The sequence below is a fragment of the Nocardia sp. X0981 genome (assembly GCF_977089955.1).
This window is the reverse complement of the sequence record NZ_OZ372435.1, coordinates 974,605-998,189: the sequence shown is the minus strand read 5'-3', so window position 1 is coordinate 998,189 and position 23,585 is coordinate 974,605. Positions and strand designations below refer to the sequence as shown.

General features: G+C 66.1%; 25 protein-coding genes. 17 read left to right on the top strand and 8 right to left on the bottom strand.

Going from position 1 to position 23,585, the window contains the following annotated elements:
* Window positions 1–4: 4 nt before the first annotated feature.
* From ACYR7D_RS04320 to ACYR7D_RS04305, 4 genes are read left to right on the top strand one after another with little or no spacing between them, the layout of a single operon-like run.
* Complete coding sequence (locus tag ACYR7D_RS04320) at window positions 5–2,041, top strand: acetyl/propionyl/methylcrotonyl-CoA carboxylase subunit alpha (protein WP_459548337.1); 2,037 nt, start codon at window positions 5–7, stop codon at window positions 2,039–2,041.
* A 3-nt stretch (window positions 2,042–2,044) separates the two neighbouring features.
* Entirely contained in the window at window positions 2,045–3,205 is a 1,161-nt protein-coding gene (locus ACYR7D_RS04315) for an acyl-CoA dehydrogenase family protein (protein WP_459548336.1), read from the top strand.
* Between the two features lie 56 nt (window positions 3,206–3,261).
* Window positions 3,262–4,071: an enoyl-CoA hydratase family protein gene (locus tag ACYR7D_RS04310; RefSeq protein WP_459548335.1), complete on the top strand. Its 810-nt coding sequence runs from the start codon at window positions 3,262–3,264 to the stop codon at window positions 4,069–4,071.
* Between the two features lie 6 nt (window positions 4,072–4,077).
* Window positions 4,078–4,692 carry a TetR/AcrR family transcriptional regulator gene (locus ACYR7D_RS04305; RefSeq protein WP_459548334.1) on the top strand — a complete coding sequence of 205 codons (615 nt, stop codon included), beginning with the start codon at window positions 4,078–4,080 and terminating at the stop codon, window positions 4,690–4,692.
* A gap of 87 nt (window positions 4,693–4,779) precedes the next feature.
* Here the strand turns inward: ACYR7D_RS04305 and ACYR7D_RS04300 are convergent, their stop codons facing one another.
* Together ACYR7D_RS04300 and ACYR7D_RS04295 are read right to left on the bottom strand one after the other, a co-directional pair.
* Window positions 4,780–5,898 carry an AraC family ligand binding domain-containing protein gene (locus tag ACYR7D_RS04300; RefSeq protein WP_459548333.1) on the bottom strand — a complete coding sequence of 373 codons (1,119 nt, stop codon included), beginning with the start codon at window positions 5,896–5,898 and terminating at the stop codon, window positions 4,780–4,782.
* Between the two features lie 4 nt (window positions 5,899–5,902).
* Window positions 5,903–7,114 carry a pyridoxal phosphate-dependent aminotransferase gene (locus tag ACYR7D_RS04295; RefSeq protein ID WP_459548332.1) on the bottom strand — a complete coding sequence of 404 codons (1,212 nt, stop codon included), beginning with the start codon at window positions 7,112–7,114 and terminating at the stop codon, window positions 5,903–5,905.
* A gap of 295 nt (window positions 7,115–7,409) precedes the next feature.
* Here ACYR7D_RS04295 and ACYR7D_RS04290 point away from each other — a divergent pair, with 295 nt between their 5' ends.
* Genes ACYR7D_RS04290 through ACYR7D_RS04275 form a run of 4 tightly spaced genes read left to right on the top strand, consistent with a single transcriptional unit; the run spans window position 7,410 to window position 9,826 of the window.
* On the top strand, window positions 7,410–7,730 hold the full coding sequence (locus ACYR7D_RS04290) for a WXG100 family type VII secretion target (protein ID WP_459548331.1): 321 nt from the start codon (window positions 7,410–7,412) through the stop codon (window positions 7,728–7,730).
* A gap of 19 nt (window positions 7,731–7,749) precedes the next feature.
* On the top strand, window positions 7,750–8,055 hold the full coding sequence (locus ACYR7D_RS04285) for a WXG100 family type VII secretion target (RefSeq protein ID WP_459548330.1): 306 nt from the start codon (window positions 7,750–7,752) through the stop codon (window positions 8,053–8,055).
* 14 nt (window positions 8,056–8,069) lie between these two features.
* The gene (locus tag ACYR7D_RS04280; protein ID WP_459548329.1) at window positions 8,070–9,473 is read left to right on the top strand and encodes a hypothetical protein; all 1,404 of its coding nucleotides are present in this window, start codon (window positions 8,070–8,072) and stop codon (window positions 9,471–9,473) included.
* Window positions 9,473–9,826 (top strand): DUF6086 family protein, encoded by a 354-nt coding sequence (locus ACYR7D_RS04275; RefSeq protein WP_459548328.1) that lies wholly within the window; start codon window positions 9,473–9,475, stop codon window positions 9,824–9,826. Before ACYR7D_RS04280 ends, ACYR7D_RS04275 begins: the two co-directional genes overlap by 1 nt.
* Window positions 9,827–9,990: 164 nt before the next feature.
* Here the strand turns inward: ACYR7D_RS04275 and ACYR7D_RS04270 are convergent, their stop codons facing one another.
* Both ACYR7D_RS04270 and ACYR7D_RS04265 read right to left on the bottom strand, forming a co-directional pair.
* Window positions 9,991–10,347 (bottom strand): hypothetical protein, encoded by a 357-nt coding sequence (locus tag ACYR7D_RS04270; protein WP_459548327.1) that lies wholly within the window; start codon window positions 10,345–10,347, stop codon window positions 9,991–9,993.
* Complete coding sequence (locus tag ACYR7D_RS04265) at window positions 10,344–10,712, bottom strand: hypothetical protein (RefSeq protein WP_459548326.1); 369 nt, start codon at window positions 10,710–10,712, stop codon at window positions 10,344–10,346. Before ACYR7D_RS04265 ends, ACYR7D_RS04270 begins: the two co-directional genes overlap by 4 nt.
* 305 nt (window positions 10,713–11,017) lie before the next feature.
* Between ACYR7D_RS04265 and ACYR7D_RS04260 the strand changes: the two genes are divergently transcribed.
* From ACYR7D_RS04260 to ACYR7D_RS04235, 6 genes are all read left to right on the top strand, one after another.
* Window positions 11,018–11,914 (top strand): helix-turn-helix domain-containing protein, encoded by an 897-nt coding sequence (locus ACYR7D_RS04260; protein ID WP_459548325.1) that lies wholly within the window; start codon window positions 11,018–11,020, stop codon window positions 11,912–11,914.
* A complete protein-coding gene (locus ACYR7D_RS04255) occupies window positions 11,911–12,120 on the top strand; it encodes a DUF397 domain-containing protein (RefSeq protein WP_459548324.1) in 210 nt (69 codons plus the stop codon). Before ACYR7D_RS04260 ends, ACYR7D_RS04255 begins: the two co-directional genes overlap by 4 nt.
* A gap of 296 nt (window positions 12,121–12,416) precedes the next feature.
* Complete coding sequence (locus ACYR7D_RS04250; RefSeq protein ID WP_459548323.1) at window positions 12,417–13,073, top strand: HEAT repeat domain-containing protein; 657 nt, start codon at window positions 12,417–12,419, stop codon at window positions 13,071–13,073.
* 15 nt (window positions 13,074–13,088) lie between these two features.
* Complete coding sequence (locus tag ACYR7D_RS04245; RefSeq protein ID WP_459548322.1) at window positions 13,089–14,093, top strand: MerR family transcriptional regulator; 1,005 nt, start codon at window positions 13,089–13,091, stop codon at window positions 14,091–14,093.
* 376 nt (window positions 14,094–14,469) lie between these two features.
* The gene (locus ACYR7D_RS04240) at window positions 14,470–14,793 is read left to right on the top strand and encodes a hypothetical protein (RefSeq protein WP_459548321.1); all 324 of its coding nucleotides are present in this window, start codon (window positions 14,470–14,472) and stop codon (window positions 14,791–14,793) included.
* Between the two features lie 301 nt (window positions 14,794–15,094).
* Complete coding sequence (locus ACYR7D_RS04235; RefSeq protein ID WP_459548320.1) at window positions 15,095–16,360, top strand: MFS transporter; 1,266 nt, start codon at window positions 15,095–15,097, stop codon at window positions 16,358–16,360.
* A 27-nt stretch (window positions 16,361–16,387) separates the two neighbouring features.
* Here the strand turns inward: ACYR7D_RS04235 and ACYR7D_RS04230 are convergent, their stop codons facing one another.
* Window positions 16,388–16,849: a MarR family winged helix-turn-helix transcriptional regulator gene (locus ACYR7D_RS04230; protein ID WP_459548319.1), complete on the bottom strand. Its 462-nt coding sequence runs from the start codon at window positions 16,847–16,849 to the stop codon at window positions 16,388–16,390.
* A gap of 83 nt (window positions 16,850–16,932) precedes the next feature.
* On the opposite strand from ACYR7D_RS04230, the gene ACYR7D_RS04225 reads away from it, so the two are divergent.
* Window positions 16,933–17,505, top strand: a complete 573-nt coding sequence (locus tag ACYR7D_RS04225) for a YceI family protein (protein ID WP_459548318.1) — start codon at window positions 16,933–16,935, stop codon at window positions 17,503–17,505.
* Between the two features lie 132 nt (window positions 17,506–17,637).
* Here the strand turns inward: ACYR7D_RS04225 and ACYR7D_RS04220 are convergent, their stop codons facing one another.
* From ACYR7D_RS04220 to ACYR7D_RS04210, 3 genes are all read right to left on the bottom strand, one after another.
* On the bottom strand, window positions 17,638–19,422 hold the full coding sequence (locus tag ACYR7D_RS04220) for a DNA polymerase III subunit gamma/tau domain-containing protein (RefSeq protein ID WP_459548317.1): 1,785 nt from the start codon (window positions 19,420–19,422) through the stop codon (window positions 17,638–17,640).
* Window positions 19,419–19,730 (bottom strand): hypothetical protein, encoded by a 312-nt coding sequence (locus ACYR7D_RS04215; RefSeq protein ID WP_459548316.1) that lies wholly within the window; start codon window positions 19,728–19,730, stop codon window positions 19,419–19,421. The genes ACYR7D_RS04220 and ACYR7D_RS04215 overlap by 4 nt, the downstream gene beginning before the upstream one ends.
* A 230-nt stretch (window positions 19,731–19,960) precedes the next feature.
* Window positions 19,961–21,646 carry a bifunctional metallophosphatase/5'-nucleotidase gene (locus ACYR7D_RS04210; RefSeq protein WP_459548315.1) on the bottom strand — a complete coding sequence of 562 codons (1,686 nt, stop codon included), beginning with the start codon at window positions 21,644–21,646 and terminating at the stop codon, window positions 19,961–19,963.
* A 250-nt stretch (window positions 21,647–21,896) separates the two neighbouring features.
* On the opposite strand from ACYR7D_RS04210, the gene ACYR7D_RS04205 reads away from it, so the two are divergent.
* Both ACYR7D_RS04205 and ACYR7D_RS04200 read left to right on the top strand, forming a co-directional pair.
* Window positions 21,897–23,003 (top strand): class II histone deacetylase, encoded by a 1,107-nt coding sequence (locus tag ACYR7D_RS04205; RefSeq protein ID WP_459548314.1) that lies wholly within the window; start codon window positions 21,897–21,899, stop codon window positions 23,001–23,003.
* A gap of 183 nt (window positions 23,004–23,186) precedes the next feature.
* Window positions 23,187–23,573, top strand: a complete 387-nt coding sequence (locus ACYR7D_RS04200) for a nuclear transport factor 2 family protein (RefSeq protein ID WP_459548313.1) — start codon at window positions 23,187–23,189, stop codon at window positions 23,571–23,573.
* Window positions 23,574–23,585 lie beyond the last annotated feature (12 nt).

Genomic DNA, 23,585 nt, shown 5'->3' with positions numbered 1-23,585 from the left:
GGTCGTGTCGAACCCGCAGCAACACATCACCCGCGTGCTGGTCGCCAATCGCGGTGAAATCGCCCGGCGGATCTTCGCCACCTGCCGCCGGATGGGCCTGAGTACGGTCGCCGTGTACTCCGACCCCGATGCCGGATCACCCCATGTGGCCGAGGCCGATGTGGCGGTCCGGCTGCCCGGCAGCACCCCGGCGCAAACCTACCTGCGTGCCGACCTGATCGTTACCGCCGCGCAGGCCGCGGGAGCCGACGCGGTGCACCCCGGCTACGGGTTCCTTTCGGAGAACGCGGAGTTCGCGCGCGCCGTCGAAGCGGCCGGACTGGTCTGGATCGGCCCGTCCGCCCCCGCCATCGAGGAGATGGGTTCCAAGGTCGCGGCCAAGAAGATGATGGACACCGCCGGTGTTCCGGTACTGGCCGAACTCGATCCGGACGAGGTGACCGAAGACCGGTTGCCCGTACTGATCAAGGCTTCCGCCGGGGGTGGTGGCCGCGGTATGCGCGTGGTGCGTACCCTGGCCGAACTATCCGCGCAGCTCGAGGGCGCGCGGCGGGAAGCGGAATCGGCGTTCGGTGATCCGACCGTTTTCTGTGAGCGCTACCTGGAAACCGGCCGCCATATCGAGGTCCAGGTGCTGGCCGATACCCACGGCACCATCTGGGCTGTCGGCGAACGGGAGTGCTCGATCCAGCGCCGCCACCAGAAGGTTGTCGAGGAAGCCCCCTCACCATTGGTGGAGCGGATCGACGCCGGCCACGATGGCGCGGCCGGCCCGGGGATGCGGGACCGGCTGTTCGCCGCGGCCCGGCAGGCCGCCGCCGCCATCGGTTACACCGGCGCGGGGACGGTCGAGTTCCTCGCCGACGAGACCGGCGAGTTCTACTTCCTGGAGATGAACACCCGGCTGCAGGTGGAGCATCCGGTCACCGAATGCACCACCGGGCTGGACCTCGTCGCGCTCCAGCTCGAAATCGCCCAGGGCGCCCGGCTCGCGGCCGAGCCTCCCGCGATGCGCGGTCATTCCATCGAGGTACGCCTCTACGCCGAGGATCCGGGGCACGATTGGCAGCCGCAGAGCGGAATCGTGCACCATATCGAAATACCTTCGGTGACAACAGAATTCGATATTCTCACCAAGCCCGGTGTGCGCCTGGACTCCGGCGTGACGGACGGTTACGTGGTGGGGGCGCACTACGATCCCATGCTCGCCAAGGTCGTTTCCTATGGCCGCACCCGCGACGAGGCGGCCCGCCTGCTGGCCGGAGCGCTGCACCGCGCCCATATCCACGGTGTGGTCACCAATCGCGACCTGCTGGTCCGGGTGCTGCGCCATCCCGCCTTCCTCGCCGGCGATACCGATACGGCGTTCTTCACCACCCACGGCCTGGACACGCTGGCGGCACCGCTGGTCGGCGCGGCGGACGAGAAGCTGTCGATCGTCGCGGCCGCACTGGCCGAGGCGGCCGCCAACCGGGCCCGGGCCGGCGTGGTCGCGGGGGTGCCCAGCGGCTGGCGGAACCTGCCCTCGCAGTTCCAACGCAAGTCCTATGAGAGCCGCGCCACCGGTAGCCACGATATCGACTACCGGTTCACCCGGACAGGGGTGGAGGTCGCCGATTTCGCGGGACTGGAACTGATCACGGCCACCCCTGAACAGGTGGTGCTGGCGGCACCCGGCGCATACGGGCCGGTGCGGCGGCAGTTCACCGTCGCCCGCTACGGCGATCTCGTCTGCGTGGATTCGGCGGTGGGCCCGGTGACGGTGCGCCGCCTGCCCCGTTTCACCGACCCCGCCGATCAGGTCGCCTCCGGATCCCTGCTGGCCCCCATGCCGGGCAGTGTGATCCGGCTGGGCGCCGAGGTCGGCAGTACGGTCACCGCCGGGCAGCCGATCCTGTGGCTGGAAGCCATGAAGATGGAGCACACCGTCGCCGCTCCGGCGGACGGGGTGCTCAGTGCCCTCAATGTCGAGGTCGGCCAGCAGGTCGAGGTCGGCACCGTTCTCGCAGTGGTGGACCCCGCCGCCGAAAATCAGGAGTGAGCAATGAGCTTCATCGAATCCGACGAACGCAAGGAGTTGCGTGCCGCTGTCGCCGCGCTGGCAGCCAAGTACAACTACCGCGACTACGTCCTGCCGAAAGCACGGAACAACGAGCCCCTCGACGAATTGTGGAGCGAAGCGGGCAAGCTCGGCTTCCTGGGCGTGAACCTGCCGGAGGAATACGGTGGCGGCGGCGCCGGGATGTACGAGCTGGCGCTGGTGATGGAGGAGTTGTCCGCGCAGGGCGCGGGTCTGCTGCTGATGGTGGTGTCCCCGGCCATCTGCGGCACCATCATCACCAAGTACGGCACCGACGAGCAGAGGGCCGAATGGCTGCCCAAACTGTCCGACGGTTCGGCCAAGATGGTGTTCGGCATCACCGAACCCGACGCCGGTTCCAATTCGCACCAGATCACCACCACCGCCCGCCGCGACGGTGACGACTGGCTGCTCAGCGGCCGCAAGATCTTCATCTCCGGGGTGGACCAGGCCGAGGCGGTGCTGATCGTGGCCCGCACCGAAGACCATAAGACGGGCAAGCTCAAGCCCGCCCTGTTCATCGTCCCCACCGATGCGCCCGGGTTCGAGAAGACCCCCCAGGAAATGGACATCATCGAACCGGATCACCAGTTCACGCTGTTCCTGGACGATGTCCGGCTTCCGTCGAGTGCCCTGGTCGGCAAGGAAGACGCCGCGCTGATGCAGTTGTTCGCGGGCCTGAACCCCGAGCGCATCATGGGCGCGGCCATGGCCGTCGGCGTCGGCCGCTACGCCATCGACCGCGCGGTGGAATACGCCAAGGAGCGCACCGTCTGGAAGACCCCCATCGGCGCGCATCAGGGTATCGCCCATCCCCTGGCGCAGGTGAAGATCGAACTCGAACTGGCTCGGCTGATGATGCTCAAGGCCGCCACCCTCTACGACGCCGGCGACGAGATGGGGGCCGCCGAGGCCGCCAATATGGCCAAGTACGCGGCCGCGGAGGCCAGTATCAAGGCTCTCGATCAGGCCATCCAGACCCACGGTGGTTCCGGGTTGACCTCGGAGTACGGTTTGGCCGCCATGCTCGGCGCCGCCCGGATCGCCCGGATCGCTCCGGTGAGCCGGGAGATGATCCTCAACTTCGTCGCCCAGCATTCGCTGGGTCTGCCGAAGTCCTACTGAGCATCGGGACGGGCCGGGGCCGCTCGCCCCGGCCCCTCCAGAAAGGCAGGATCACCGTGACCGGAACCGAGACCGGCCGGGTTGTCGGGTACGCCGTCGAGGACGGGTTCGCCACCCTCACCCTCGACTCCCCGCACAACCGCAATGCCATCTCCTCTCGTTTGGTGACCGAACTGCTGGCGGGCCTGGAGCGCGCCGCGGCCGATCCGGACGTGCGCGGTGTGGTCCTCACCCACACCGGCAATACTTTCTGCGCGGGCGCGGATCTCAAGGAAGCGGTGGCCGCCGATCCAGCGGCCGCGGCCGATATCCGCACCCAGTGGATGGTGCGGTTGCTGCGGACCGTCCTGGAACTCCCCAAACCCGTGATCGCGCGGGTGGACGGGAATGTGCGCGCCGGCGGGATGGGCTTGCTCGCCGCCTGCGATATCGCCGTCGCGGGACTGTCGAGCAGTTTCGCGCTCACCGAGGCCCGCCTCGGCCTGGCCCCGTTCGTCATCTCGCTCACCCTGCTGCCCCGGATGGCGCCCCGCGCCGCCGACCGGTACTTCCTGACCGGCGAGACGTTCGACTCCGACACCGCCGAACGCATCGGCCTGATCACGCTCTCGACGGACGACCCCGCCGCCCGGGTCGCCGAACTACTGGACGAACTGCGCAAGGGCTCCCCGCAGGGGCTCGCGGAGAGCAAACGCCTCACCACCGCCCCGATACTCGCCGAATTCGACCGCCGCGCCGGCGAATTGGCCAATCGTTCGGGCAGCTTCTTCGGCACCGAGGAAGTGATCGAAGGGATGACCGCTTTCCTGCAGCGCCGCCCACCCCGCTGGGCCGTCCCGTCCACCGATACCCCCTCGGCAGAATAGGCCGCTATGGCGACACCCCACGAACCCAAACAGGACCGCAGCCGGGCCACCCGGCAGCGGCTCCTCGAGGCGACCATCGACTGCCTGGCCGAAAAGGGCTGGGCAGCGGCCACCGTAGCGGTGGTGGCCGAACGCGCCGGGGTGTCGCGGGGCGCGGCCCAGCACCATTTCCCCACCCGCGAAGATCTGATCACCGCCGCCCTGACGTATATGTTCGATACCCGCACCGACCAGGCGGTGTCCACGGAGATCACCGAACCCGGCCTGGCCCGCACCGAGGCGGTGGTCGCCGGTCTGGTCGAGTCCTACACCAGCCCACTTTTCAAAGCGGCCCTGCAGGTCTGGACCCACGCCGCCGCCGACCCCGCCCTGCGCGAACGTATCGTCCCGTTGGAGGCCCGATTCGGCCGTGGGGCCCACCACCGCGCCGTCGAGGCGCTGGGGGTCGACGACACCGATCCCGTCGCCCACCACCTGGTTCAGGCCACCCTGGACCTGGCGCGTGGACTGGGGCTGGCCGATGTCCTCACCGACGATTCGGTCCGCCGCAAACAGATCGTGCACCAGTGGTCGGTCACCCTGCACGAAGCTCTGGAAGCCAGGTCGGCCGGTGACAAATGAATCGGGACTCGATTCGAAGTGGTGGTGTTCAGCGTCGCCCGTGGCCGTCTTCACCGGCTGCTCAGAACACCATCGGTGCATCCGGGATCAGTCGGCCAGCGTGTATGCCGCGATGCGGTCATGCACGAGATCCATTTGATCCCAGGCTTTCTCGCAGATGATGCGGAGTTCTCGCAGCCGGGCCTCCGGTAGCCGGGCCAGATAGTCCTGCCCCAGGGCGGCGTGATCGTCGTCGGCCTCGGCATGCACCTCGAAATAAGACCCGTTACGTAATCCGAGCTCCGGATGAAATATCGACTTGGTGGCCTCACCGAAAACGTGACCGCTGGCCTCGACCACCATGTGCACGATGACGATCTTCTCGTCCTCGGCGCGCCCGTACATCTGGGCGACGAACCAGTTCGACGCCGCATCCAGCACTGCGTCATAGGCCGGTTCCTCGACGCCGAATCCGGTACGCAGTAGTTCGTCGTGACCCAGCTCTTCGGCCAGATGGCCGGCGTATTCCCGCCGTAGCGCATCGTCGGTGGCCAGCGCCTGCCGGGCCAGCACCATGCGCTGGAAGCCGCACGAGAAGGTGTAGAGAGCTGAGAAGAACCGTTCTCGCAGTTTCTGGTCACTCTCCAGTTTCCTGGAAGCCAATAGCTCGAAAAGAGCCCGTTGCTGATGCTTTTCGCATCTTCGGTCACAGAGGGCACGGAGTTCGGCGAGAGCCGGGGAGACCCCCTCCTGCTTCGGCGAGCCTGTTGCCGGAGTATCGCTCGCAGTGGTTCGGGGAATATCCTGAAAATTCACACGAGCTTCCTCTGGCGATTCGTACAAACCATTACCTTCGAATTGTACCGATAATCCATCGAATGCCCCGCCGGCGGAAGTGCGGAAACCATGCACGCACCCGGGAGGAACGCAGACGATATCGCCCTCCTCCACAAGCTGGTGGGTATCGCCGGTTAAATACACGGATCCGGCGCATATGATGATCATCGATGCCGTGGGGTGTGTATGGTTACCGAGCACTTGTCCATCCTGGAGCCGCACCCAGGCCAATGAGGTGCGGCCGTACTCGGGCAGAAAATCTCGCAGTCGATCGTTTCGCCGGAAGTCACGCTGCTCACCCAGTTCGTGTATAATTCCGTCGATTTCGACCGAACTGATCGCATGTACCTCTGCCCGGCGGATGACGAAAGGGAGATTTGAATTCGTCATTCGGTCATTCCTTTATCTGTACCTGCTTGTCGTGTGCGCTCGATAATGCGTTTATGACCCGGGTATTGTTTTCATCGGTGCCGATCGACAATCGAATATTGTCCGCACCGGACGAAACGGCTATTCCGGCCGACCGCAACCGGGCCAGGACGCGGGGCCGATCGATCACCTGAATACTCACGAAGCCGGCATCGGCGTGTACTCGTAGAACCTCCGGTATGCGCGACAGCTCTTCTGCGAACCGGTCCCGGGTGCTGATCAGCCGCCGCAGTCGTTCGGCGATCAACGGACCGTCCAGTGCCGCCACCGCGGCGTCCACTACTGGCGTAGGCAGCATGAACGGCAACGTATCCCGGCGCAGCGCCATGATCCGGTGTGGTGCGGTGATAATGGCACCCAGCCGCAGCGAGGCCATTCCGAACGCTTTCGACAGCGAACGGATGACGATCAGATGGTCGTATTCCGGTACCGCGTATGCCAGCGATGCACCGGGACAGAATTCGACATATGTCTCGTCGACGACAACATAGCCCGAATACACCGCGAGCAACTCCCGAAGGTCCGCTGCGGAAATTTCGACACCGGTAGGATTTCCGGGGTTGCACAGGACTACGCAGTCCGCCCCGCTGCGCACGATTCCGTCTATATCGAGACGACTGCGATCGGCGCCATCCAGCGGAACCCGAGTGATCGATATCCTGTTGAGTTCGGCGATCCGTTCGAATTCCCAGAAGGTGGGCGGGCAGATCACTGCCGATGCTATCCGTGGTCGTATGGCCCGAAATACCTGATCCAATGCATCGTTTGCCCCGCGCGACAGGAATGCATGAGCCACCGATAGTCGCGAATCGGGATATTCATCGACAACTCTCATTGCTTCCATGTAGCGAAGCAGAAGTATTTCCGAACGGTTGTCGGGATATCGGCCCAGGGGGCCGGCGAACGGATTCTCATTAAAAGCCAGATTCAGCTCGCCGCGATCCTCGGGTCTGCTGTCGAAAATGCGCGAATCGGGTCCATCGCTCCGCTCGCTCGCAACGGCGTTATCGTGTTCGGCGCCCAAAGTGGCCCTCGGAAGCATGGCGGGAACTATACGTACCGGTTGCATTGCAGATGTGCATTGAAGAGGGAAAATGTGGCGTAAGTCATATTTTGTCGCATGGAAGGCGTCCGGACGGCAGCCCTGAACCTTCGACAGGTTGGGGGCGAGTGGCATAGTGGCAGGCGCTGATTCAGATCACCAGCGCGCGTTGGCTCTGGGGCACAAGAGAAAACGATCAGTACAACTGTGGCGGTTGCACTCCCACGACCTGTGCGCGCATCCGGTCGAGTGTGTGGCAGGCCGGTGGTGGGCCGTCGGCCGAGACCGTTGCGTGGGCGAATTCGCCTGGGAATGGTGCACAGATGGGTGACATCGTCACCCGACCGTGCCTCGGCCCCGGGTCTATTGACACGACTCCACGCGCCGGTACTGTCGGATCAGTTGTGTTGCGATCATCGAGGGGGGCGTGTTGGCCGATCCAGCGAATTCCGCGCCGGCCATACAGGTCGTACCCGACCATGTGCTCGACGCCGGTAAGTTCGTCCAGCTCACCGCCGATCAGCTCGTGAACGCGCTGCGCGACCTCGATAACGATATCGACGCGGTACTCGAGGTGTGGAAAGGTAACTCCGCCACCGCGTACCGGGCAGGCTGGGACGAAACCAAACAGGGCGCGATCCAGGTGCTGGAGGCTCTCGCGACCATCGCCGAGTTGCTGGGCGTCACCACCCGGACGTTCGTGGAACAGGACGACAACAACTCGCAGAGCTATCCGTCGTTGAATTTGTGAACCACCGAGGGGGATCACCGTGCCCGCACCATCCGAGGCTTTCCAGGTAGATCTGGACGAGCTCGACAACCTCACCGCCCGCGCCGCGAACTTCATCGGCTTCCTGAACGACAGTCTCACCGGTCTCGAACAACGGATGGCGGCACTGCACCAGACCTGGTCCGGTGATGCGGCGATCGCACAGGCCGATGCCTACCGGCAGTGGTCGGCGGGGGCCACCGATGTCGCCGAGGGGGTCGATGCGATGCGCCGGGCCGCGGTCGATGCCCACGCCCGCTACACCAGCGCCATCCAGACCGTGCAGCGAATGTTCGGTCCCCGGTAGCCCGAGCCCGAGGCATGAACTTCATCAATGTGGACCCGGCCGTCTACTACGAGGCGTCCACCATCGTGAATCGCGCCGCGAGCGCCTTCTTCACCGCCTACGACCGGCATATGCAGGCGATGAGCGGTACCGGGGCCATGGCCGGCAGCGCCGGGCCCGGTAAGGAATGGGCGACCTCCTACAACCAGCAGGTGCGCGACACCAACGATCTCGTCACCCAGATGATGCTCGTGCTGGACAAATACGCCCGCGTCCTGAACCAGGCCGGCTACGTCTACGCGAGCAGCGACCACGACCCCGGGTCCGGAACCCCGGCACCGGAGAAGCCCCCCGACCCGCCGCTGGCCTACGCCAGCTGCGCGATACCGCCACCCTCCGCCGGTGGGCCGGGCAGCGGCTTGTTCGACGACGGTCTCGAACTCGCGCACAAGATCGGTATCGACCTTCCGGTTCCCGACGGCGACACCGACAAGCTGAATACCGCCGCTACCGTCTGGAACGCCCTGGCCCACGCCCAGGGTGCCACCGGCCTGCCCGCGGAGCTGGAGCGGGCGGCGGCGATGTTCCAGCAGGTGACGGCCCCCGAAGTAGCGTCGATCGACGAAGACCTGCGCGCGATAAAGGCCGCGGCCGAGGATCTGCTGGCGACTTTCGCCGATCTCGCCGCCGCGTGCGCGGCCCAGAAAACCGCGCACGACAACATGAAAGGCAAACTGAAGGAAGAGCTCGACAAGTTCGCGATAGAACTCGGCAAACAAGTCCTCGTCACCGCGGCCTTGACCGTCGCCGCCTCCTGCATCACCTTCGGTGTGGGTGGTACGGCGGTCGCCGCCGTCCGCGCCGGCAAAGCGGTCGACCTCGTCAACGACTTCATCAAAGTCCTCCGCGGCATAGTGGTCTCGGCCGGGCTGCGAACCGTTGTCACCATCACGCGCAACACGGGAGACACTCGTACAAAGATCGAGCGTATCCATGACCTCATCGAAACCCTCGAAGACGTCGTCGAGACGACGGCAAAAAACGAGGATGTAACGTTTGAGGACCCGAAGCGACCTCAGCTGGGTAGTGACGGGAAATACCACGTCGAGGAGGGGGACAAAGACGTGGTAATCGACGAACCGGGAAACCTCAGTCGTACCATCACTGATATTGATTCGGTGGAGGACGGGGTCTTGTGGGAGGAGAAAACTGCAACGAATGCGGGTAATGTGCCGAAGTGGGTTGAAAAGCATGTGACCAAGAAGCTGGAATCGTACCTGGAAGCCCAGCAGTATGTTGCAGGTCATGAGTCGTCGCCGATCGGTTTGAGGTTCACCGAGGCGGGCGCCGATCCGCAGTTCAAGGCGGCTGTGGAGAAAGCGGTCGACGACTTGAGGGCGAAGCATCCGAACGCCGAAATCTACTTGGAGTGGGCATAATGAGCTATATATTCGATATCAAAGATGTGACTGTGTGGAGTCCTTCTCTGCGGGTAGGTAAGCTGTATGTGAGTATGGCCCGGGACGTGGCTGATGTGCTCGAAGTATCGACTGGAATGAATGCCATGGCCTCGGACTACTGGGAAATAGAACTAGATGAATTCGATTCATTTGTTCACATGATGCGGGAAAAATGCTTTTCCGGCGACCATCCGGTACTCGAGGTTTTGATAGGCGCGGTTCTGGCGCCTTCTGTCATCATGCTGGAGCGTGGCGGAAAACCAATTGTCCCTCGCTCCGAGGAAGAGCGATCTTTCTTCGATCGTGCTCATCGGCTGTCCATGCCGCAATGATTCATCGATCTCCTATCGAATAGTATCCTCACGAATCCAGCTGGGAACCGACACCTCGGGGAATTTGCGAACCATCTCGAGCTGTGGCCGGAAGTTCGGTGTCGGCCCACGTGGATTCGAAGGCGGCTGAGGCCGAGCTGAATCGAAAACTCGATCGGTCACACTCACAGGGTTCCGGACGGCGCTTTCCGCTGGTGCGGTCGGCGGCTGGTATCGGGGACGACGCAGCCGTAGGCGACCAGGGTGGCGAACGCGACCTGTTTGCGGGGGCAGTCGTGGTCGCGGTGGTGACGTGCGGCGTTGTGAGCGTCTTCGGGGCTCAGAGGTATGCCGGGCAGGGCGCAGGTCCAATCCGTGGGGCCGGGGACAGGGGGAGTGCGGTGGTGCCCGGGATGCGGGCGGGGCGTGTGGCGGGTCTGCGGCGGTGGGTCGGTGGGCCATATACAACCGAGGGCGATCACCGCTATACCGCATATCGCGAGGGTGAGGGCGGCGGTGTACAGCAGGTGCCAGACAGTCATACGGTCGCACCATCCGCACCGGGCATCGGCAGGCTGGGCGCCCATACGGTGTGCGGGCATACGGTTTCCAGCCGGTATCCGAGGTCGCAGATCAGCGTCGGCCGGTCGTCGACCTGGCCGAGATCGAAAGCGATGATCACCTCGGCCCCGAGTTCGGTGGCGAGGGCGCGCACGTAGGTGAGCGGATCCGGCTCGCCGGCGGGTGGGCGCACGGTGTAGAGGTAGCGATAGCCGGCTTCGCGGGCGTGCCGCCGGATCTCGTCGGCGTGGCGTGGGGCGTGCGGCCCGGAGATCTCGGTGCGCACGAACCCGAGGGCGACGGGTCTGTGCTGTGCCGTGGATATGTGGACGTGCGTATACGACATGGGTCCTCCCGGAACCGAGGGCGAATGGGCGGGCGTGTGGGTGCGACCGACCGGGCGGATCACACTCGGTGCGCGGTGGTCGCGAGTCGGAATCGGTGCGGGTCGAAATGTTCGGGTTCGGGGCGCGAGATCGTGGTCACCCGAACGCCTGAACAAGCACACCACGGGATATACGCTGGTCCAAGCCGAATCGGCCGGTCCGGACCATACTGATGCGCTGTCCCAGAACAAGATTCGAATCCGGTTCGGTGATGATTCGATTTCGGGGTGCTCGATGATTCGTTTTTTCGAACGGAGGTAGAAGCATGGTCAGTGACGAGGGGGCGGAACCGTCGACCCTGCCGCGCCGGCAGCTGGGCCGGTTCCTGCGCGAACGCCGGGAGGCCGTCGGATTGAGCCTGGCCAGAGCCGCTGCCCTGGTGGAGCTGAGTCAGGCGGCGCTCCAGCGCATCGAGGCCGCCAAGACGAAGAAGGTGCGCACGGTGGACGTACGAGCCCTGTGCGAGCTGTACGAGGTGGCGCGCGAGGAAACGGTGCGGGCGCTGGACCTGGCCGAACAGGCGAAGGTGACGTCGTGGTACACGGCGTTCGCGGGGCTCTACAGTGACCCGACGTTCAACATGTATGTGGAACTCGAAGCCTCGGTTCGGAAATTGACGATCTACAACGAGATCGTGCCGGGCCTCCTACAGACACCGGAGTACGCACGTGAGTTGATAGGTGATTTCTATGCGGACAGTAGTCCGGAAGATATCGAACGGCGTGTGGAACTTCGCTCGCGACGGCAAACCGTCGTTACCCGGAAGACATCTCCGATCGAGCTCGATGTGCTGCTTCACGAATCGGCGCTTCGTCGTGTGGTGGGCACATCGCGAGTCATGGGAGCGCAGCTCCGTCATCTGGCGGAGCTCGGCAAGCGGCCGAACATTACGATTCGAATCCACCCTTTCACCGGGGGATGCGCCAATGGGCTGTTGCACGGGCCGTTCATGATCCTCGACTTCGGGACGGATACACGAGGGAAAACCATCGAGCCGCCCCTGGTCTACTTCGAAGGTGCCGGGAAACCCGATCTCTATCTCGAGAGCACCGACGACGTGCGACGCTACGATGAGCTTGCTTCGGCGATACGGAGTGCGGCACATGATGAAGTGCGATCGCGAGAACTGCTGAGGCACATTGCAAGGGAGTACGAGGCGTGAAGACGGATCTATCCGGAGCGAAGTGGTTCAAGAGCAGCCACAGCAGTGGGCAGACGGAGTGCGTCGAGGTAGCGTGGCTTCCGAGTGGGCGCGTCGGGGTGCGGGATTCGAAGGACGCATCAGGCCCCGCTCTTCTCTTCGACTCCAGGACGTGGGATTCCTTCGCGAACGGGATCCGAGCAGGCGGGTTCGACTCGCGGCCTTGACGTGTCGCCGGAGAAGCGATCGACAACGGTTCTCATGAGCCATCGCTAACGGACCACGACTCGGTAAGGCGCGCATGGTTGTCCTCGTGTGCCCCGCGTTTTCCGACAGGGTTCCGAACGACTGCCCGCCCTACGCCGGAGCGGCCGGTTTCGGGACGAGTTCGGAGCAGCGTGCCTGCCGGAGCACCGGGCTCGACTCGCGCTCGCCGAGCCGGCGCGAGCCCGGCGGAGAAGCCCCGAGCTTGACCTTGACACTGTGACAAGGACTCGAATGGTCGGCGAAGGAGGTGGTTGTCGTGAACACAACCCACCATGGCGAGCTGGACGCTCGCCTCGTCGACGCTCTTGCCGGTGCCGACTCGTCCACCCGGCTGCGGGCCGCGCTCTCGGCCGGCACGCTGGGTGATCCACGGCTCGCGGAGGTCCTCGTCGCCCGGTGCGCCGTCGAACCGGATTTCTTCGTCCGGGACATGCTCACCTGGGCGCTGTGCCGGTTGCCCGCCGAGCTCACGGTGCCGAGATTGCTCGCCGAACTCGGGTCCGAGACGATCCAGGCCCGCAGCCAGGCGCTGCACACCCTGTCCAAGATCGGTGACCGGAGTGCCTGGCCGGCGGTTCCGCCGCTGCTGCACGACGGCAACGACGAGGTCGCGCTCAGCGCGTGGCGGGCCGCCGTGGTTCTCGTTCCACCCGGCGAGGAGGGCGCGCTCGCCGCCGATCTGGCGAAGGCGCTGGGCCGCGGCGGCCATCCGGTACAACTGGGTTTGAGCCGGGCACTGGTGGCACTCGGCGAGCCCGTCGTACCGGTGCTGGCGGCCGCCGTGACGAGCCCCGATCCGCGCGTCCGCGCCCATGCCGAGGCCACCGAGCGGCTCCGGGAGGATCCCGACAGTGGGTTCGTCCTCTCCTCCGAGATGGCCAAGCGCGTCGCCGCGACCGGTATGGACGCTTGAGTGGGAGGCGATGCGATGTTGATCGGTGAGGTCTCGCGGCGGTCCGGCGTCAGCACCCGCATGCTGCGCCACTACGACCGCCTGGGTCTGGTGGAACCATCGGTCCGTACGGCCGCGGGGTACCGCGAATACTGCGCCGACGATATCCGTCGCCTCTTCCACGTCGAATGCCTCAGAAGCCTGGGGCTTTCGCTGCACGACGTCAAACGGGCGCTGGACGAACCCGGTTTCGCACCGGGGGACCTGGTGGGAGAACTCATCCGGCACACTCGCGCCCGGATCACCGCGGAGGAGGAACTGCTCCGGAAGCTGGAGCGCGTCGACGCCGCCGCGCCGGCGCGGTGGGGCGAGGTCATGAGCGTCGTCGCACTGCTGCGCGCGCTCGACTCGGAGTTCGGAGCCCACCGGCAGCAAGCGGTGCTGGCACAGCACGAGAACGCGGCGTTGCCCGTCGAAGCGCTGGTGGCGGCGGCCCTTTCGGAGGACGACCCGAATGTCGCCGGGGCGCTGCGATGGTCGCTGGCGCGGGCAGCCGGTGCGGGATTGACGGAGCTGGCCGCGGGTCTGGACTCACCGGAGGTCGCGGTCCGGCGCCGGGCGACCGCCGCGATAGCGGCGGTGCCCACCGAACAGGCCACCGCGCTGCTGCGGCGGGCCTTCGACGACAGCGACGTAACGGTGCGAGACCACGCGGCCCTGGCGCTCGGCGCCCGGCGGGCCACCACGGCGATACCCGCGCTCCTCGAGATGGTGGTCGAGGGCCGATCCGATGTCGAGGCCGGTGAAACGCTGGGATCGCTGGCGGAAACCACGGATTCCGCCGCCGATATCGTGCGCGCCTTGCGGGCCGAACTCCGCGCCACGGACGCCACCGCGGTGCGTTCACGGATCACGCAGGCGCTCGCCGAGATTCCGGGCCCGGCGACCCGGCGAGCTCTCGCCGAACTGACCGGCGACCACGACCGCGCGATAGCGGCGACGGCGTCCGCGATCCTGCACACCCGGAACCACCGGGAATGATCCGCCGCCCCCGTATACCGGGTGCCGGTCGATACGTTGCCGGTCGCTTCCGGCCCGACGATCCGAGACGAAGTCGATGCCGCCCACGCGACGCGCGCCGGAGGCCGGGTCACCATGTGGTGCGGTGTGGTCCGAACCGGCAGCGGCGAATCCGTAACGCTCCGGGCCGGAGCGGAGAAGAATCACGCGGGAGGCCGGGAATTCGCGATACCGGGCGGAACGTACCGCGGCGGGTCGTGGTGTCCGGCCACCCTGTTCGTGGACCGGTCGCTCGGAGGTGAGCGGTCCGGCTCCGAAAAAGCTGTACTCCGATAGGCATACGAAATACGGGGCCCCGTGCTGACGCCGCGGCCCTGTCGGGCGAAAGGGGTAGGCAATGGGGGATACACGTCGCGTCCGGCGTCCGGGCGCAACCGGCACCGTGTTCACACGGATAGGCGGGCGGCTGTCCGAGGGACTGTTACGCAGCGAACTTCTGGTGGCGGCGGTTGTCCTGTCGTCGTTCACCCTCGTCATAGGTCTGACCTCGGACAGCGCCGCGTGGAAGGTCGGGTATTGCGTGGCAGGGGGTTCGGGGATCGCGGCATCGTTCGCCGTGATGCGCCGGGAACAGCGGTGGCAGTGGCTGGAATCGGTGGGAATCGCCGTGGGCAACGTGGTTCTGCTGGCCATCTACGGCAGGTTGTCCGGGGACGTCTGACCCGCGAGTCCCGCGGCCGGTCGGATTCCGCTGGGCGGGCGCACCCCCACCTGCCCGGCCGGTAGCAGATCACCAGGTATTCCTGCCCGGTGGCTCCTCGCTGCCCCACCGTGCGCTGGGGTCGTCGTCGCCTCGTCGAGCGATGCCGTGCTCGACGGAATCGGCGACGGCCCCTACCTCGGATCACGATGAACAACCGATGGTTGTGGCTCGTCGATAGACGGTTGTTTGATCTCGGACTTGTACGACCGGTGTGATGTAGGGGTTCATCCATCGGTTGTCGCGGAGGAGTCGGGTGCGCGTGGGATCGAGGTCCGATTTCGGCCGGTTGTGGTCGGCCTATGCCGTGAGCACATACGGCACGTGGCTCGCTTTCGGCGCGTTCCCGCTCATCGCGGTACAGGTGCTGCATTCGTCGGCGTTCGCGGTTTCGCTGCTGGAGGCGGCCGGGCTTGCCGTCGCGGCGATCATCGCCGTCCCGCTCGGTCCCTGGATGGATCACCGGCCCAAACGCCCGGTGATGATCGCGATGGACCTCGTCCGATTCCTCGCGATGGCGAGTGTGCCGGTGACGTACTTCCTCGGCGTGCTGTCCTACGGCCAGTTGCTACTGGTCTCGGTCGTCGCCGGAACCGCGAACATCGCCTTCACCGCCGCGTCCGGTGCCTATTTGAAATACCTCGTTCGCGGTGAGCGTCTTCTCGTCGCGAACGGGAGGTTCGAAGGTACGAACTGGGTGGCGACCGCGGCCGGACCACCTCTGGGTGGTGCGCTCGTGGGGCTGCTCGGCCCGGTCGTCACCATCCTGGCCGACGCATTCAGCTACCTGATCTCCGCGTTCGCGGTCCTCCGTATCCGCGGTGGTGATGTCGCGGCGGTGCGCGACCCCGGTACCGAGCTGCGCGGGGCCGACCTTCTCACCGGTCAGCGGTTCATCCGCCACGATCCCGTACTACGCCGCCTGTACCTCAACTCTGTTCTGGTCGGCGGCCTGATCATGGCCACCGCGCCGCTCCTGGCGGTCCTCATGTTGGGCGAATACCACTTTCCCGCTTGGCAGTACGGGCTCGCCTTCGGTATCCCGGCGCTCGGCGGCTTCGTGGGCGCGCGGCTCTCCGCCCGCCTCGTGCGGCGTTACGGCCGGTACCGGGTCCTGACCGTCTCCGGCTGGTTGCGCTCGTTGTTCCCGCTCGGCCTGGCATTCCTCCAGCCCGGCCTGCCCGGACTCCTCACCGTGATCGTCGTCGAGGGTCTGCTGATCACCTGTATGGGTATCTTCAATCCGATCTCGGCCACCGAACGCCTGCAACGGATTCCCCCGGACCATGCCGCCCGCGTCCTCACCACCTGGAGCGTCGGCAACAAGCTCGCGCAGGCTAGCCTCATGGTGCTCTGGGGTGTTCTCGCCACGTTCACCGGCCCCCTCCTCGCGATCACCCTCGCCGGTGTCCTGCTGCTCGCTACCCCGCTCCTGCTGCCCGGCCGGACGCAATTGTGCGCTTCCGAACCCGCTCGGCCGGTAGCTGCCATCGCAAAAGAAGAACACATCGCGCGGCACGGGACGTAGTCTCTGGAGGGCGTCGCGGACCGCGAGTTACGCCGGGGCGTTCAGCTGTTCGAGGATGCGGTCGGCGATCGAGGCCAGGGTGTCCACCTCGTCCGCGGTGAGCGGGTCGAACACCAGCTCGCGTACGGTTTCCACATGGGTGGGTGCGGCTTGTTCGATCGCGGTGCGGCCCTGTTCGGTGAGCACGATATAGGCACCTCGGGCATCGTCCGGACAGTCCTCGCGAAGCACCAGCCCGCGGCGTTGCATGCGGGCGAGGTGATGTGAGAGCCGGCTCTTCTCCCACTGGAGGGCCTGCCCCAGCTCGCCCACCCGCATTCGCGGCTCGGGCTGGTCGGTGAGCTGGACCAGGACATCGAAGTCGGCCAGTGACAAACCCGAGTCGTTCTGCAATTGCCGATGCAGCCGGGCCATCAGCTGGGCGTGCATCCGCAGATATCCGCGCCAGGCGTGCCGCTCGCGCTCATCGAGCCATCGTGTCTCGGTCACCGCCCCAGTTTAACGAAGTAGTTGACATGTCACCAATATGCCCGCACTATAAATATGACACATCAACAACTTGGAGGTGCAGGATGACGACCGCGACGAATGTGAAGGAACTGAGCGGGACGTACGTACTCGACCCGGCGCATACCCGGATCGGCTTCGTGACCAGGCACGCCATGGTCACCAGGGTGCGCGGCGCGTTCAACGACTTCAGCGGTCACGCCTACTTCGACAGCGAGCACCCGGAGCGCACCTACGGCGAGGTGACCATCCGGGTCGCCAGCATCGATACCCGCAATGCCCCGCGCGACGAGCATCTGCGCGGTATGGATTTCCTGGAACTGGACGAATACCCCGAGATCACGTTCCGGTCCACCGCGATCACCCCGACCGGTCCGGGTACCTTCGACGTCACCGGTGATCTCACGATCAAGGGCATCACCCGGCCGGTGACGGTCCCGTTCACTTTCGAAGGTCAGGCCACCGACCCGTTCGGCAATGTCCGCGTCGGTTTCGAAGGTTCGACCACGATCAACCGCAAGGACTTCGGCGTCACCTGGAACGCGATGCTGGAAAGCGGCGGCGTCCTGGTCGCCGAGAAGGTAGGCCTGGAGTTCGAGGTCTCGGCCATCAAACAGGACCCCGAAGCCCAGAACTGACGATAACCTTCGACGCCACATGACAGCAGGCGACAAAGATCATCGTGAAAACGAGCGCCATCATCAGTGGACGCACACCTGCCCCGTTCTCGTCGGCCATCCGCGCATGTGGAACCGGGTACCCGAGTTTCCTCACTCGGGTGCGGAAACCGCCCGAGGCTGGTCTACCGCGTGCTGTGGCGTGTCCGGGGCCTGCTGCTGATGGTCGTTCGTGGGCCGGGGGGCCGGTGCGGTGCCGAGTCCGCGCAGGCTGCCGTACGCCGTGGATACGGGGGTTTCGGTGGTGGCCGCCGCGGTGGGGTGCGTCGGAGCCGGGTTCGGGACCGGTGTGCCGGTATCCGGTCCCACGGCCGCCGTTCCCGTATCCGCTGCTTCCGAGTCGGTGCCCTCCGCCGCCGCGGAGTCGCCCGCCTGCGAGTTCTGGCCTTCCTCCTGCGTCGTATCGCCGGTTTCCCCAGCGGTATCCGAACTCTCGGATGAGCTGTCTTCCGCGGCCGGATCCTGCGTGGCAGCCGTTTCTTCGGACGGGTCGGTGACCTCGGTTCCGGGGCCGGGAGCACTGGGCTGGTTGTCGGCGGCGTCGATAACTGTCGCCACGGCGTCGCCGGTGGCGGTGATGACCTCGTCCATCTGACCGGCGAGACTTCCCACCGCGGTGATCAGATCCGGGATGGTGCCGGTGATCTGGCTTACCGCGGTCACCATGTTGGTGATATCGGTAGGCGTCCAGGCCCCGGGAGTACTCGCCGCCGGCTCCGGAGTGGTGCCCGACGAGTCGTCCGCCTCCGAGGCGCCGGGGGTGGTCGAGGTCTCGGTGGTGGACCCGGGGGGTTGCGTCCCCGCCGGGGCGGAGGTGGTCGAGGTCTCGGTGGTGCTCCCGGGGGTGTTCGTTCCCGTCGGGGCCGCCGTGGCCGGATCGGTACCCGGATCCACGGTTTCACCGGTCTCCGTGGCTGCCGGTGTGCTGGTCAGGGCAAGGCTCGAGGGTGCGTCCGGACTCTCCGTATCTCCCGGTGTGGTCTGCGTGGGATTCCCACCGGGTGCCGGGTTGTCGCTCTCCGGTTCGGTGGTCGCCTGCGGCGCGCCGGCCGCGATCACGTAGCTGGGTCCGCCGGGGGCGGAGGTGAGGTCCGTATCCGCCGAGGGCGTGCCGCCGGGCGAGACGAACGCCGAAGGCTCGACCGCTTCGAGCGCGGTGAGCAGTTGTTCGTAGGCTCCGCTGACGGTGGTATGGGTATCGGAGCACAGGGTCGTGAACCGGGTGACCGCGGCCTCGATCTCGCCGGCGAAGACCCGATCGAGCCAACCGCGGCACGTCGCCGCCGGATCCGCGCCGTCGGCGTGGTGCTCGGGCAGCTCGGTACGCAGCCTGTTCCGCACCGCTTCACCGGTGCCGACCGTCCCCTGGGCGACGTCGATGAGCCAGTCGATCTGCTGCGCGGACTTACCCGCCGCCGTAGCGGCGTCGAAACCGTTCTTCACCGTATCCGCCTTGTGGCGTACGGCGTCTTCGATCCGGGTGAGCGCGGTGGTGGCAGCGGTGTGCACGGCACGCAGAGCGTCGACGGTCGTACCGATTCCGGTGCCGGCGAGAGCGAGGAACTGCCGGGCGTTGTCGGCGGCGGGGGAGCCGTTCCAATGGTTGGGCAGATCCGCGAAACGGGCGTTCTGGGCAGCGGCCTGATCACCGAGCCGGCCTTCCAGCTCTTCACCCAAAGCGGTGGCGATACCCCGCAGGGCTTCCAGATCCGTGCCGCGCTGCTGGTCGTAATGGGCGGCCAGGGCGAAGTAGCCACCGCCCGCGGGCTCGTGCCCGGTCCATTCGCGATAGCGCGGCAGGAAGACTTCGAAGTACCGAAGGCCCACGGCGCCGGCATCCAAGATGGCGTCGACGCCCTCGGAGGCGGTGGACCTCATACGAGTGCTCCCGGCACCGCACCGAGATCGACGGCGGTCGACTGGTCGGTTTCGGTGTAACCGTCCGCCCCGGCCCGCAGCGCTGTACCGCAGTCGTGCACGCAATTCGCCCAGGCGAACAAGGAGCGGCGCAGCTCGTCCAGCCCGGTGACCAGGCGTTCGCCGGCCGACTGGTAGGTGCGGCCCGCATCGGCTGTTTCGAACCCGCGCACCGCGTCCGCGATACGCAGCGCGGCATTGTTGACCGTTCCCGCCGAATCCCGTAGGTCGTCGGCGATGCCCTGCACCGCCGTTACATCCATCAGCATGTCAGCCCTCCCGTGGTGGCGGTCGTGATACCACCGTTTCGCCGACCCGGCGAACCCCGATACTCGAGCGGCTACTCGCCCGAGTTGATTTGTTTTACAGGGTTTGACGGTACCTCGGCGCGATCGGTTCCCGCTTCCGAGATTTTTTGCCGCCGTTACCGATTCATCGTGGCATTCGACCGCAGGGCGACCGCCGGCGTACGCATCGCTCGTCCGGCCCGGCGTAGGAATCAGCGGCGCTCGATCCGCTCCGGGGGCGGCTGTAGCGGCCCCCGGTCCCGCAGATACGTTTCCAGGGCGTCGAGGTCGGTGGGGCCGATCGCGGTATCGGTGCCACGGGTGAAGACCGTGAACCCGTCCCCGCCGGAGGCGAGGAAATTGTTGGTGCTCACCCGGTACCCGGCCACTTCGTTCAGGGGCTGCCCGCCGATGCGTACCGACCCGTCGACCACTTTGTTGCCGGCAGGCGCGGTGGCGTCGTAGGCGTAGGCGAGACCGGCCACCGCGAGGAGCGCGGGTTCGCTCTCGTTGTCCCACTGCTGTTCCAGCAGATCGAGGATCTGGCGTCCGGTGAGGGTCAGGGTGACCACCTGGTTACCGAAAGGCTGGGTCTCGTAGATGTTTCCGTAGGTGATGGGGCCCGCCTCGATATCGGCCCGTACTCCGCCGGGATTCATGAAGGCCGCCACCGCCCCCGCCGATTCGTCCGTCACGTCCAGCATGGCGTCGGCGATCACCGCACCCAGCGGGGATTCGCCGCCGGCACCCCCACGGGTCAGCGGGGCCGTGGCGGTGCCGACCACCCGCCCGGCGCGCGGCGCGGCCTGCGCGGTGAAGAAATCGATCAGGGCGGTGACCGCGGGATCAGGGGCGATATCACGGGTGACCACCCGGTTCACCGCGGCCGCGGAGACCTCACCGTCATCGTGGAAACGCAGGGTGACATCGGTGATCAGGCGGCCGTACGAGGAGCCCTGCGTCACCACCTTGCCGTCGAATTCACAGACGTAGGGCTGATGACTGTGCGCGGTGAACAGAACCCGGACGGCCGGGTCGGTGCGGGCGGCGAGCTCGCCGATATCCGGGTCGATATCGGCGCAACCGTTGTAATCGGTGGATTCCGGCGGGGTGCCCTGGGCGCCGCCGTCGTGCACGAGGGCGATCACGGTTTCCGCACCGGCCCGTTTCATGGCGGGTACATACCTGTTGACGGCTTCGGCTTGATCGCCGAAGGTATAGCCGCGGATACCCTCCGGGAAAACGAGGTTCACGGTATCGGGGGTGACCGTGCCCACCACGCCGATCTTGTGACCCCCGACCTCCAGCATGGTCCATGCCCGCACCTCGGGCGGCAGTTCGCCGGAGGCGTCGGTGAGGTTGGCGGCGAGGAAATCGAATACCGCACCGGTGAACGGTTCCCCGGGCGAACAGCCCTCGGGTGCGCAGCCGCCCCTGCTCAGCCGCGCGAGCTCCCGTACCCCGTGATCCAGTTCGTGGTTGCCCACCGCGGACGCCGCCACCCCGAGCCCGTTCAGGAAAGTGACGGTCGGTTCGTCGTGGAACAGTGACGACACCAGCGGTGCGGCGCCGATATTGTCACCGGCCGAGAGCACCGCGCTGTCCGGGTAGGCCGAACGCAGCCGGTCGAGGTGAGCGGACAGATAGGCCGCTCCGCCCGCGGAGTACGCGCCGATCAGGCCGTTGCGGGCCTTCGGTGGTTCCAGATGACCGTGCAGATCGTTGAACCCGAACAGGTGGACCTCCCCCGGCCGCGCCGCGGGCAGATCGTGCGTCGAGACCAAGGGGATGGCGCCCGCCCCGGCCGGGGTCTGCTCCGGCGCCGGTGCGCAACCGGCGGGCAGGACGAGACCGAGCACAGCGGCGCAACCGGCGGCCGCCCGACGCACAACACCCATACCGTCCGACTTTGACAGGCCGGCGCTGCCATCAGGCGACGATCGGGTGAATTCCTGCTTCCCCGCGCGCATACGGGGGCCGGGCAGGCGCCATATGCTCGTCCGGGCGGCCCGTTCCCGGGAACGTTATCGCTGCTGTTGCGTTCCCACTGCGCTTATGGCTCGATTAGCGGGCGCCCTCGTTCGATTGCGCACGCTTTACCGTCCGGCGCCCCTTTCGGGTGGGCCGCCGACACCTAGGAGCACGACCATGACAGTCGGATACGTCTGGAACACCGTCTTCGGATGGGTCGACACCGGCTCGGGGAGCCTGTTCCCCGCCGATGCCACCACGGGCCTGCAGCCGATAGGTCACCATCTCGCCCACCCCGATACCAAGCGCCGTTTCCACGAACTGGTCGCGGTATCGGGCCTGCTGGACCGATTGCACCCGGTCCGTGCCGTACCGGCGAGTGAGGAAGACATCCTGCGCGTCCACACCCCGGAGCATCTGGCCAGGATCAAGGAGGAGAGTCTGCTGCCGAAAGGCGGTGACGCGGGAGACGGATGCTCGCCCTTCGGGCGAGGGGGTTACGAGATCGCGGCCCTGTCGGCCGGTGGGGCGATCCAACTCGTCGCGCAGGTCGTGGCGGGCACGATCGATACCGGCTACGCGCTGGTCAATCCGCCCGGACATCACGCCACCCGAGCCTCCGGTATGGGGTTCTGCATTTTCAACAACGTCTCCATCGCCGCCGCCTACGCCAGAGAAGTCCTCGGCCTGGAGCGAATCGCCATCGTGGACTGGGACGTCCACCACGGCAACGGTACCCAGGAGATCTGGTACAGCGATCCTTCGGTGCTGACCGTCTCGATCCACCAGCATCTCTGCTTCCCGCCGAATTCGGGTTTCCGTGCGGAACGCGGTACCGGAGCGGGGGAGGGATACTCGCTCAACATCCCGCTTCCGCCGGGCAGCGGCGACGCCGCCTACTCGTACGCACTCGACGAAGTGGTGATCCCGGCGCTGCGCGCGTTCCGGCCCGAACTCGTCATCGTGGCAAGTGGTTTCGACGCGAGCATCCTCGACCCGCTGGCTCGGCAGATGGTTACCAGCGCCGGTTTCGCACAGCTCACGCGCCGGATGCTCGATACCGCGGCCGAAGTCTGCTCAGGACGTATCGCCTTCGTGCAGGAGGGTGGCTACAGCCCGTACTACGTGCCGTTCTGTGGTGTGGCGGTGCTGCGGGAGCTGCTCGGGGATACGTTCGAACCCGACCCCTACACCCCGATCGTGTCCACGCAGGGCGGCGATGTGCTGCTGGACCACGAGGGCGCGGCCGTCCGGGCGGCTGTTCCGGCGCCGGTGGCGCCGTAGCCCGCGCTACCGGAATCAGCGGGTACCGTCGGCCGGGTCTCGGCCTCCCGGTCTCCGGACCGGGAGCCTTCCTTGCCGCGAGCGAAAGTTCCGGTCCCGGGGGCGGGATGCGTGAACTTCCACTACTGTGGGCACGCATCGCGAAAACCGTTCCCTACCTGGGAAACTCAGCAAGGAGAAATTATGTCGGCCGTCCGGCAAATGGTGGAGGACTACTACGAGCACATCGACGAGGGCCGGCTGGCCGAGGCCGCCCAGCTGATGACCGACGACGTGAAGCTGACCTTCGCCAATGCCGAGCCCGTGACCGGCCGGGACGCGGCCACCGCGTCGATCCAGTACGTGCTCGACCAGTGCACCGCGATCGAGCACACGGTGGTGCACTGGATCGAACCGCATCCGGCGACCAACGGGATCACGGAGGTCCTGTTCGAGATCCGGATCCACTACAACCTGAAGAACGGTAAAGAGGTCGATATCCCCGGCGCGGTGTACGCGGCGATCGATTCGGATCTGAAGTTCACCGAACAGCGGCTCTACGGCGACCTCACCGAGGTTTTCGCCGCCTGATTCCTTCTGCGC

Bases quoted from the DNA above. Each gene is read 5' to 3' on its own strand.
- ACYR7D_RS04210 (WP_459548315.1), bottom strand. From the start codon at position 21,646: ATGGGTGTTGTGCGTCGGGCGGCCGCCGGTTGCGCCGCTGTGCTCGGT.
- ACYR7D_RS04220 (WP_459548317.1), bottom strand. From the start codon at position 19,422: ATGAGGTCCACCGCCTCCGAGGGCGTCGACGCCATCTTGGATGCCGGC.
- ACYR7D_RS04270 (WP_459548327.1), bottom strand. From the start codon at position 10,347: ATGACTGTCTGGCACCTGCTGTACACCGCCGCCCTCACCCTCGCGATA.
- ACYR7D_RS04305 (WP_459548334.1), top strand. From the start codon at position 4,078: ATGGCGACACCCCACGAACCCAAACAGGACCGCAGCCGGGCCACCCGG.
- ACYR7D_RS04275 (WP_459548328.1), top strand. From the start codon at position 9,473: ATGAGCTATATATTCGATATCAAAGATGTGACTGTGTGGAGTCCTTCT.
- ACYR7D_RS04315 (WP_459548336.1), top strand. From the start codon at position 2,045: ATGAGCTTCATCGAATCCGACGAACGCAAGGAGTTGCGTGCCGCTGTC.
- ACYR7D_RS04280 (WP_459548329.1), top strand. From the start codon at position 8,070: ATGAACTTCATCAATGTGGACCCGGCCGTCTACTACGAGGCGTCCACC.
- ACYR7D_RS04240 (WP_459548321.1), top strand. From the start codon at position 14,470: ATGGGGGATACACGTCGCGTCCGGCGTCCGGGCGCAACCGGCACCGTG.
- ACYR7D_RS04205 (WP_459548314.1), top strand. From the start codon at position 21,897: ATGACAGTCGGATACGTCTGGAACACCGTCTTCGGATGGGTCGACACC.
- ACYR7D_RS04245 (WP_459548322.1), top strand. From the start codon at position 13,089: ATGTTGATCGGTGAGGTCTCGCGGCGGTCCGGCGTCAGCACCCGCATG.
- ACYR7D_RS04260 (WP_459548325.1), top strand. From the start codon at position 11,018: ATGGTCAGTGACGAGGGGGCGGAACCGTCGACCCTGCCGCGCCGGCAG.
- ACYR7D_RS04225 (WP_459548318.1), top strand. From the start codon at position 16,933: ATGACGACCGCGACGAATGTGAAGGAACTGAGCGGGACGTACGTACTC.
- ACYR7D_RS04215 (WP_459548316.1), bottom strand. From the start codon at position 19,730: ATGCTGATGGATGTAACGGCGGTGCAGGGCATCGCCGACGACCTACGG.
- ACYR7D_RS04300 (WP_459548333.1), bottom strand. From the start codon at position 5,898: ATGACGAATTCAAATCTCCCTTTCGTCATCCGCCGGGCAGAGGTACAT.
- ACYR7D_RS04265 (WP_459548326.1), bottom strand. From the start codon at position 10,712: ATGTCGTATACGCACGTCCACATATCCACGGCACAGCACAGACCCGTC.
- ACYR7D_RS04200 (WP_459548313.1), top strand. From the start codon at position 23,187: ATGTCGGCCGTCCGGCAAATGGTGGAGGACTACTACGAGCACATCGAC.
- ACYR7D_RS04295 (WP_459548332.1), bottom strand. From the start codon at position 7,114: ATGCCACTCGCCCCCAACCTGTCGAAGGTTCAGGGCTGCCGTCCGGAC.